Here is a 9,164-nt window from a genome sequence, read left to right as displayed (position 1 = left end):
CATATGGTTCACCTCGTTCTGAGAGCCTACTCTAAGCGTAGGGCTTGAGAGTGAGGCGGACCATATAATTAGCCCCGCTCAATGAGCGGGGCTATTCAAAAGTCATCAGCGTGACGGGCTTAGTATGACTTCAGAATCTTACTTAAGGATCGCGCTGTTGCCGTTTTCACGGATGTGTTTAAGCATTGATTTAACGCCACGAGCGCTAGAAGCAACGATGTTGCCTGACTTCATGTACTCAGTGCCGCCAGCAAAGTCAGTTAGGATTGCACCAGCTTCACGAGCGATAAGCTCACCCGCTGCCATATCCCAAGGTTTTAGACCTAGTTCGAAGTAACCATCAACACGGCCTGCAGCCACGTAACATAGGTCAAGAGCAGCAGAGCCGCTACGACGGAAGTCAGCACATTCAGTGAATAGAGAACCTACGATTTTGATGTAAGACTCAGCGTGTTGCTTCTGTTTGAATGGGAAACCAGTTGCTAGAACAGTACCTTGAAGGTCTTTCAGTTGAGCTACACGAATACGAGCGTTGTTTAGTTGAGCGCCAGCACCACGTTGTGCAGTGAATAGCTCGTTTTGCATTGGATCGTATACACAAGCCACTTCAGTTTTACCTTTGAAGCGAACCGCGATAGATACTGCGAACGTTGGGTAACCTTTTACAAAGTTATTGGTGCCATCCAGTGGGTCGATGATCCATTGTACGTCTTTATCTTTACCTTCGATAAGACCAGCTTCTTCAGCAACGATACAGTGCTCTGGGTAAGAGTGCTTGATAGTATCAATGATGATAGCTTCTGCTTCTTTGTCTACGTTAGTAACAAAGTCATTAGTGCCTTTTAGCGTAGACTCAACTTTATCTGTGTTTTCTAATGATTTAGCAATATGATTGCCTGCTTTTCGCGCAGCGCGAATAGCAATGTTTAGCATTGGATGCATACGAATTTCCCAACGGATGTTAAAGAACAATTTAAAGCGGCGGCGAGTATACCAGAGTGCAGAGAAAAGGGAAGTGGTTATTTTTTGGTCGCATGTAAAAGCCGCACTAATTAGCCCTACCTTAAAGCTGAAAAACAATTGATGCGAATGCGAATAGAAACCTGCTTCACCCTAGGGTGTGTTAAAAAATTATGGTAATATCCTTCGGTTTTAATTTAGGTAGCAATCACAGATGTTGGATCAAGTAAAAGTCGTACTCGTCGGAACTTCTCATTCAGGCAACATTGGCTCGGCAGCTCGAGCAATGAAAGTCATGGGTTTAAGCCAGCTTGTATTGGTTGATCCGCAATGTGAGGTCGACGACCAAACCCTAGCACTAGCGGCAGGGGCAGGTGATATTGCACAAAATGCCAAGGTAGTAAAAACACTAGAAGATGCCATTGAAGATTGTGGCCTAGTGGTTGGTTCTAGTGCACGTTCACGCACTTTAGAATGGCCAATGCTTGAACCACGTGAATGTGGTGAAAAGTTTGCCGTCGAAGGCCAAAAGCACCCTGTTGCATTGGTATTTGGCCGAGAAAGAACAGGCCTCACTAATGAAGAATTGCAGAAGTGTCACTACCATGTTTGCATTCCAGCTAACCCTGAATACAGCTCGCTCAACCTAGCAATGGCTGTACAGACGCTGAGCTATGAAGTGCGTGTTGCACACCTCAACCTAGAACAAAGTCAGTACACGCCAAGTGAGCCTGAAGAGTACCCTCGCCATAAAGAATTAGAAATGTTCTTCGAACACCTTGAAAAAGTAATGGTGGAGACCCAATTTATTAGCAAAGATCAGCCTGGTCAGGTGATGAACAAGCTTCGTCGTTTGTATTCACGAGCTAGACCAGAGGCTCAAGAGCTTAATATCTTGCGTGGTGTTTTGACGGCGATTGAAAAGAAGCTCTGAACAAAGAATAACCACCTTAGGTGTAAGGATGAATACCTGACTATTTTAGTCAAATAAATACTTGACCATTTTAGTCGGGTATGGAAAAATCCTAATCATTACAAACGATGTGGATACGGTGTGGTATGAAACTTACATCTAAAGGAAGATATGCGGTGACGGCCATGCTGGATGTGGCACTGCACTCGCAACAAAACCCAGTACCTCTAGCTGATATCTCAGAGCGTCAGGGTATCTCGCTCTCATACTTAGAGCAGCTTTTTTCAAAATTGCGCAAAGCCGGTCTTGTTGCCAGCGTTCGTGGTCCTGGCGGTGGTTACCGACTGGGTACTGACGCTCACAGCATTGCTATTGGCACTGTTATCGCAGCGGTTGATGAGTCAGTTGACGCAACCAAATGCCAAGGCAAAGGCGACTGCCAAGGTGGCACTCGTTGCTTAACCCACACTTTGTGGCGTGACCTAAGCTCTCGCATTAGTGACTTCTTAAATAACATTACGCTCGGTGAGTTAATGACAGATAATGAAGTCTTAGAAATTTCTGATCGTCAGGACATTGATCTTGTGGTCACTCATGGGTTATCAAACAAAAATACAACCACCGCGCCCATCGGTGTAAACGTCCGCTCTTAGCGGTCAGCATTTTACATTGGAGTAGAGAATGAAACTGCCGATTTATCTTGATTATTCCGCTACATGTCCAGTCGATCCTCGTGTTGCTGAAAAAATGGTTCAGTACATGACAATGGATGGCACATTTGGCAACCCAGCTTCGCGTTCGCACCGTTACGGCTGGCAGGCAGAAGAAGCTGTAGATACTGCTCGTGAGCAAATTGCTGACCTTCTAAATGCAGATCCACGCGAAATCGTATTTACATCAGGTGCTACCGAGTCAGACAACCTTGCAATCAAAGGTGCTGCTCACTTTTACTCTAAGAAGGGTAAACACGTAATCACTTGTAAAACAGAGCACAAAGCCGTTCTTGACCCATGTCGTCAATTAGAGCGCGAAGGTTTTGAAGTGACTTACCTAGAGCCAGAAGCAAACGGCCTAGTTGATTTAGGCAAGCTGCAAGCAGCAATGCGTGAAGATACTGTTTTGGTTTCAATCATGCACGTTAACAACGAGATTGGTGTTATCCAAGACATCACCGCAATCGGCGAATTATGTCGTGAACGTAAGATTGTGTTCCATGTGGATGCTGCACAGTCGGCAGGCAAGTTGCCAATCGACGTTCAAGAAATGAAAGTTGACCTTATTTCACTGTCTGCGCACAAAGCTTACGGTCCTAAAGGTATCGGCGCACTTTACGTACGTCGCAAACCCCGAATCCGTCTTGAGGCGCAAATGCACGGTGGCGGTCATGAGCGTGGTTTCCGCTCGGGTACACTTCCAACTCACCAGATCGTAGGTATGGGTGAAGCGTTCCGCGTAGCAAAAGAAGACATGCAAAAAGATTACGATCACGCATTAGCACTCCGTAACCGTCTTCTAGATGGAGTTAAAGATCTAGAAGCAGTAACGGTGAATGGTGATCTAGAACAGCGTGTTCCACACAACCTAAACGTGAGCTTTGCATTCGTAGAAGGCGAATCTCTACTGATGTCACTAAAAGACCTAGCAGTCTCTTCTGGTAGTGCTTGTACATCAGCGAGCCTAGAGCCATCTTACGTTCTTCGTGCTCTTGGTCTAGACGACGAATTGGCGCACAGCTCAGTACGTTTCTCATTTGGTCGTTTCACGACTGAAGCAGAAATTGATTACGCAATTGAACAAATCCGCGTTGCAGTGACTAAGCTACGCGACATGTCTCCTCTATGGGATATGTACAAGGAAGGGGTTGATCTGAGCACTGTTGAATGGGCTCATCATTAATCTCACGGACTGAATAGAGGATTCGAGGTAATTTATCATGGCATACAGCGAAAAAGTAATTGATCACTATGAGAACCCACGTAACGTTGGTTCTTTCGATAAAGAAGACCCATCAGTAGGCAGCGGCATGGTTGGCGCACCAGCTTGTGGTGACGTAATGAAACTTCAAATCAAAGTGACGCCAGAAGGCATCATTGAAGACGCGAAATTCAAAACATACGGTTGTGGTAGTGCGATTGCTTCAAGCTCACTCGTAACTGAGTGGGTAAAAGGCAAGTCTATCGACGAAGCGGCATCTATCAAAAACTCTGAGATTGCAGAAGAGCTAGAGCTTCCACCAGTGAAAGTTCACTGCTCAATCCTAGCGGAAGATGCAATCAAAGCAGCAGTTGCTGACTACAAGAAAAAACACCAGGAATAAGTATTCCGTATATAATGGGAGCCCTTAAAACGCTCCCATTCCAAAACGTAATTTAGACAAACTTAAGGTGCAGTATGGCCATCACAATGACAGAAACAGCGGCAAGTCGCGTAAAAGCATTCCTAGACAACCGAGGCAAGGGTGTCGGTTTGCGTCTTGGAGTGAAGACGACAGGCTGTTCCGGCATGGCTTACGTACTTGAGTTTGTCGATGATCTTAACGAAGAAGATGAAGTATTTGACCTTTCAGGTGTGAAAATCATCATCGATCAGAAGAGCTTGGTGTACTTAGACGGTACCGAGTTAGATTACGTGAAGGAAGGGTTGAATGAAGGCTTTGAATTCAACAACCCGAATGCAAAAAGTGAATGTGGTTGTGGTGAAAGCTTCAACGTCTAATTGTTCGTCCTTCTGGGCGACCGAGTCCAGAAGGCTTTACTAGGACCCGATCTTAATGAATCACTTTGAATTATTTGGGCTACCAAGTCAGTTTAAGCTGGATGGTAGCCTTCTTTCTTCTCAGTTCCGAGAACTACAAAAACGCTTCCACCCAGATAACTTTGCTACTGCTTCTGAGCGTGATCGCTTGATGGCGGTACAAAAAGCAGCGCAAATTAACGATGCTTATCAAATTCTAAAGCAGCCTATTTCACGTGCGGAATATCTCTTGGCTGAAAATGGCATTGAAATTCGTGGTGAACAGCAAACTATGCAAGACCCAATGTTCTTGATGGAACAAATGGAATTGCGTGAAGAATTGGAAGACATTGCTGACAGCTCTGATCCGGAATCAGCGCTTTTTGACTTCGACTCTAAGGTCAGCAAAATGTACAAACAGCATTTGGTGAGTGTAGAAAAAGAACTTGATAATAGTCTTTGGCCAGAAGCCGCAGACCGAGTTCGAAAACTCAAATTTATTGCCAAACTAAAGAACGAAATTGAACTGGTTGAAGACAAACTCCTCGGCTAGTTAGCGTGACAAGGACCCATCATGGCACTACTTCAAATCGCAGAACCGGGCCAAAGCTCGGCACCTCATGAGCATAAGTTAGCAGCGGGTATCGACTTAGGTACCACTAACTCTTTGGTTGCATCAGTTCGAAGCGGCGACGCAAAAACTCTGACAGATGATCAAGGCCGTAGCATTTTGCCTTCAGTGGTAAACTACACGCAAGATTCAGCGTCAGTCGGTTACGATGCCAAAGCAAAAGCAGAGCTAGAGCCAGCAAACACCATCATCTCGGTAAAACGTCTGATCGGCCGTTCATTAAAAGACATTCAAGCTCGCTACCCATCTTTGCCTTACCAATTTAAAGAAAGCGACAACGGTCTGCCAATTCTGCAAACCGCTCAAGGTGACAAAAACCCGATTGAAGTGTCTGCCGACATTCTAAAAGCGCTTGGCAAGCGTGCAGAAGAAACGCTAGGTGGTGAATTAGCTGGCGTGGTAATTACTGTTCCTGCTTACTTTGATGACGCTCAACGTGCAGGTACAAAAGACGCGGCGAAATTGGCTGGTCTTCATGTACTACGTCTGCTTAACGAGCCAACAGCGGCTGCGATTGCTTACGGTTTAGATTCTGGCCAAGAAGGCGTTATTGCGGTTTACGACTTAGGTGGTGGTACGTTTGATATCTCTATCTTACGCTTGTCGAAAGGCGTATTTGAAGTATTAGCAACAGGTGGTGACTCGGCGCTAGGTGGTGATGACTTTGACCATCTTTTAGCAGACTACCTGATGGAGCAAGCTGGCTTAAAAGCGCCGCTTTCTGCTGAGAAAAACCGTGCGTTGCTGAACATTGCAACCGAGACGAAAATTGCGTTTTCTGAGCAAGACCGCGTTGATGTTGATGTATTTGGCTGGAAAGGCTCAGTGACTCGTGAGCAGTTCGAAGATTTGATTCGTCCTCTGGTTAAGAAAACGCTGATGTCTTGTCGTCGAGCATTGAAAGATGCAGATGTCGATGCAGAAGATATACTCGAAGCCGTAATGGTGGGTGGCTCAACACGAACGTTACTTGTTCGCGAAATGGTCGGTGACTTCTTTGGTCGCAAACCGCTTACTACGATCAATCCAGACGAAGTCGTCGCAATCGGTGCCGGTATCCAAGCGGATATTTTGGCAGGTAACAAACCTGATTCTGAAATGCTTCTGCTTGACGTCATCCCATTGTCTCTTGGTATTGAAACCATGGGTGGCCTGGTTGAGAAAATTATTCCTCGTAACACCACAATCCCAGTTGCACGAGCACAAGAATTTACCACATTTAAAGATGGTCAAACGGCTATGACAGTGCACACCGTTCAAGGTGAACGTGAAATGGTGGACGATTGCCGCTCACTCGCTCGTTTTTCATTGAAAGGCATTCCTCCAATGGCAGCAGGCGCAGCACACATTCGCGTGACTTATCAAGTGGATGCTGACGGTCTATTGTCCGTGACCGCGATGGAGAAAAGCACAGGCGTACAATCTGAGATTCAGGTGAAGCCTTCGTACGGTCTGAGTGATAATGAAGTCGCGAACATGCTACGTGATTCAATGGCGTTTGCGAAAGAAGACATGCAAGCTCGAGCTCTAGCGGAGCAACGTGTTGAAGCTGACCGAGTGATTGAGGGCTTGATTGCGGCAATGCAAGCTGATGGCGATGAATTGCTGTCAGAGCAAGAAAAACAAGCATTAGTTAAAGTTATTGAAGCGTTGATCGAGTTGCGCAATGGCGACGATGTCGCAGCAATCGAACAAGGTATTAAAGACACCGACAAAGCAAGCCAAGACTTTGCGTCGCGACGTATGGATAAATCAATTCGAGCTGCACTGTCTGGTCAGTCAGTTAATGATATATAAGAGATAAGTAGTTATGCCTAAGATTATTGTATTACCGCACGAAGATTTGTGCCCAGAAGGTGCAGTGTTGGAAGCAAACACTGGTGACACCGTTCTAGATGTAGCACTGAAAAATGGTATCGGTATTGAACACGCATGTGAAAAGTCATGTGCTTGTACAACTTGCCACGTGATCATTCGTGAAGGTTTTGATTCACTGGAAGAGAGTGAAGAACTAGAAGACGATATGCTAGATAAAGCATGGGGTCTGGAACCAGAATCTCGCTTAGGTTGCCAAGCGAAGGTCGCTGATGAAGATTTGGTTGTTGAGATTCCGAAATACACGTTGAACCACGCGTCAGAAGATCACTAATACTATCTCCCCAATAATATAGGGGCGAAGCAAAAGGAAGATGAGCAATGAAATGGACAGATTCTCGCGACATCGCGATTGAGCTTTGTGACAAGTTTCCTGATACGGATCCTAAAACGGTACGTTTTACGGATTTACATCAATGGATCACTGAATTGGAAGAGTTTGACGATGAACCAAACCGTTCTAATGAAAAGATCCTAGAAGCCGTTATCTTGTGCTGGATGGATGAAGCTGACTAATGCTCGATTCGGCGGTAAAACGCAGCAGAGTTAACAATTCTCACTAAAAAAAGCGGACCTCAAGGTCCGTTTTTTTATCAAGTTGACATTTTTACCCTACATAATGCTAACATCCGTTAGTTATTAAAAAGAAGAGGCGTAGGCAACGCCGTTATAAGACAAGGAGAAACCATGTCTACACAGATGTCTGTATTTCTAAGCCAAGAACCAGCGGCACCACATTGGGGCGACAAAGCATTGCTTTCTTTCGCTGAAAATGGCGCAACGATTCACCTAGGTGAAGGGCATGATCTTGGCGCAGTCCAACGTGCAGCTCGTCAACTAGATGGCCAAGGAATTCGTTCAATTCTACTTGCTGGTGATAACTGGGATGTTGAAAGCGTTTGGGCTTTCCACCAAGGTTACCGCAACCCGAAAAAACACGGCACACTAGAGTGGATTGCTCTGTCTGAAAAAGACCAAGCTGAGCTTCATGCTCGCATCACTGCAACCGACTTTACTCGTGACATTATCAACAAAACAGCAGAAGAAGTTGCCCCTCGTCAACTGGCAACCATGGCTGCGGAATTCATCAAATCTGTTGCGCCTCAAGGTACAGTTACTGCTCGTATCGTAAAAGATAAAGACCTACTGTCGGAAGGCTGGGAAGGTATCTACGCAGTGGGTCGTGGTTCTGAGCGAACGTCAGCAATGCTGCAACTTGATTACAACCCAACAGGCGATGAAAACGCACCAGTCTTTGCATGCTTAGTTGGTAAAGGCATTACATTTGACTCAGGCGGTTACAGCTTGAAACCATCAAACTTCATGACGGCAATGAAGGCTGATATGGGCGGTTCAGGTACGATTACTGGTGGTCTTGGTCTCGCTATTCTTCGTGGTCTGAACAAGCGTGTGAAGCTGATTCTTTGTTGTGCTGAGAACATGGTATCTGGTCGTGCGCTTAAACTTGGCGACATCATCACCTACAAAAACGGTAAGACGGTTGAGATCATGAACACCGACGCCGAAGGGCGCTTGGTACTTGCTGATGGTCTTATTTACGCAAGTGAGCAAACCCCAGAGCTCATCATTGACTGTGCAACGCTGACAGGCGCAGCGAAGAACGCACTAGGTAATGATTACCATGCGCTAATGAGTTTTGACGACGAGCTTTCTCATCAAGCGCTAACGGCCGCGAACCAAGAGAAAGAAGGTCTGTGGCCACTACCTCTTGCTGATTTCCACCGTGGCATGCTGCCATCAAACTTTGCTGACCTGTCTAACATCAGTTCTGGTGATTACTCTCCTGGTGCGAGCACTGCCGCGGCATTCTTGTCTTACTTCGTTGAAGATTACAAGAAAGGTTGGTTGCATTTTGATTGCGCGGGTACTTACCGTAAGTCAGCGTCAGATAAATGGTCTGCTGGTGCGACGGGTATGGGGGTTCGTACTCTTGCCCGTTTCCTAAACGAACAAGCCACGAAATAAGACTTTTGCCAGTGCAGACTTTTGTCTGTACTGGTATAACTAAGAGAGACGCAAGTCACTCATATA

At 45.9% G+C, this 9,164-nt stretch carries 11 protein-coding genes; 10 read left to right on the top strand and 1 reads right to left on the bottom strand.

What is annotated here, in order from left to right; translation table 11 throughout:
* Positions 1-138: 138 nt before the first annotated feature.
* Complete coding sequence (gene suhB, locus OQJ86_RS16630) at positions 139-942, bottom strand: inositol-1-monophosphatase (protein ID WP_038869570.1); 804 nt, start codon at positions 940-942, stop codon at positions 139-141.
* Between the two features lie 232 nt (positions 943-1,174).
* Here suhB and trmJ point away from each other — a divergent pair, with 232 nt between their 5' ends.
* The 10 genes from trmJ (at position 1,175) to pepB (ending at position 9,098) form a co-directional block, all read left to right on the top strand.
* Entirely contained in the window at positions 1,175-1,894 is a 720-nt protein-coding gene (gene trmJ / locus OQJ86_RS16625; RefSeq protein WP_038869573.1) for a tRNA (cytosine(32)/uridine(32)-2'-O)-methyltransferase TrmJ, read from the top strand.
* A gap of 125 nt (positions 1,895-2,019) precedes the next feature.
* Entirely contained in the window at positions 2,020-2,526 is a 507-nt protein-coding gene (gene iscR, locus OQJ86_RS16620; RefSeq protein WP_038881779.1) for a Fe-S cluster assembly transcriptional regulator IscR, read from the top strand.
* Positions 2,527-2,554: 28 nt separating this feature from the next.
* On the top strand, positions 2,555-3,769 hold the full coding sequence (locus OQJ86_RS16615; protein ID WP_039978029.1) for an IscS subfamily cysteine desulfurase: 1,215 nt from the start codon (positions 2,555-2,557) through the stop codon (positions 3,767-3,769).
* 37 nt (positions 3,770-3,806) lie between these two features.
* Positions 3,807-4,190 (top strand): Fe-S cluster assembly scaffold IscU, encoded by a 384-nt coding sequence (gene iscU, locus OQJ86_RS16610; protein WP_005424883.1) that lies wholly within the window; start codon positions 3,807-3,809, stop codon positions 4,188-4,190.
* Positions 4,191-4,264: 74 nt separating this feature from the next.
* Entirely contained in the window at positions 4,265-4,588 is a 324-nt protein-coding gene (gene iscA / locus OQJ86_RS16605; protein WP_038869579.1) for an iron-sulfur cluster assembly protein IscA, read from the top strand.
* 55 nt (positions 4,589-4,643) lie between these two features.
* A complete protein-coding gene (hscB, locus tag OQJ86_RS16600) occupies positions 4,644-5,159 on the top strand; it encodes a co-chaperone HscB (protein ID WP_042606293.1) in 516 nt (171 codons plus the stop codon).
* A 21-nt stretch (positions 5,160-5,180) separates the two neighbouring features.
* A complete protein-coding gene (hscA, locus tag OQJ86_RS16595) occupies positions 5,181-7,034 on the top strand; it encodes a Fe-S protein assembly chaperone HscA (protein ID WP_265988448.1) in 1,854 nt (617 codons plus the stop codon).
* 13 nt (positions 7,035-7,047) lie between these two features.
* Positions 7,048-7,386, top strand: coding sequence for an ISC system 2Fe-2S type ferredoxin (gene fdx, locus OQJ86_RS16590; RefSeq protein ID WP_005424889.1), 339 nt, complete (start codon positions 7,048-7,050; stop codon positions 7,384-7,386).
* A gap of 47 nt (positions 7,387-7,433) precedes the next feature.
* Positions 7,434-7,628, top strand: a complete 195-nt coding sequence (gene iscX / locus OQJ86_RS16585) for a Fe-S cluster assembly protein IscX (RefSeq protein ID WP_038869586.1) — start codon at positions 7,434-7,436, stop codon at positions 7,626-7,628.
* A 171-nt stretch (positions 7,629-7,799) separates the two neighbouring features.
* On the top strand, positions 7,800-9,098 hold the full coding sequence (pepB, locus tag OQJ86_RS16580; protein ID WP_038869587.1) for an aminopeptidase PepB: 1,299 nt from the start codon (positions 7,800-7,802) through the stop codon (positions 9,096-9,098).
* The last annotated feature ends 66 nt before the right edge of the window (positions 9,099-9,164 follow it).

This window comes from Vibrio sp. Sgm 5, assembly GCF_026241575.1.
Lineage (GTDB): Bacteria > Pseudomonadota > Gammaproteobacteria > Enterobacterales > Vibrionaceae > Vibrio > Vibrio jasicida.
Note: the sequence above shows the minus strand (reverse complement) of the source record. Positions and strands in the feature narration are given on the sequence as shown.

Excerpts from the sequence above, each read along its gene's own strand:
- suhB (WP_038869570.1), bottom strand. The coding sequence starts at position 942 with ATGCATCCAATGCTAAACATTGCTATTCGCGCTGCGCGAAAAGCAGGC.
- trmJ (WP_038869573.1), top strand. The coding sequence starts at position 1,175 with ATGTTGGATCAAGTAAAAGTCGTACTCGTCGGAACTTCTCATTCAGGC.
- iscR (WP_038881779.1), top strand. The coding sequence starts at position 2,020 with ATGAAACTTACATCTAAAGGAAGATATGCGGTGACGGCCATGCTGGAT.
- OQJ86_RS16615 (WP_039978029.1), top strand. The coding sequence starts at position 2,555 with ATGAAACTGCCGATTTATCTTGATTATTCCGCTACATGTCCAGTCGAT.
- iscU (WP_005424883.1), top strand. The coding sequence starts at position 3,807 with ATGGCATACAGCGAAAAAGTAATTGATCACTATGAGAACCCACGTAAC.
- iscA (WP_038869579.1), top strand. The coding sequence starts at position 4,265 with ATGGCCATCACAATGACAGAAACAGCGGCAAGTCGCGTAAAAGCATTC.
- hscB (WP_042606293.1), top strand. The coding sequence starts at position 4,644 with ATGAATCACTTTGAATTATTTGGGCTACCAAGTCAGTTTAAGCTGGAT.
- hscA (WP_265988448.1), top strand. The coding sequence starts at position 5,181 with ATGGCACTACTTCAAATCGCAGAACCGGGCCAAAGCTCGGCACCTCAT.
- fdx (WP_005424889.1), top strand. The coding sequence starts at position 7,048 with ATGCCTAAGATTATTGTATTACCGCACGAAGATTTGTGCCCAGAAGGT.
- iscX (WP_038869586.1), top strand. The coding sequence starts at position 7,434 with ATGAAATGGACAGATTCTCGCGACATCGCGATTGAGCTTTGTGACAAG.
- pepB (WP_038869587.1), top strand. The coding sequence starts at position 7,800 with ATGTCTACACAGATGTCTGTATTTCTAAGCCAAGAACCAGCGGCACCA.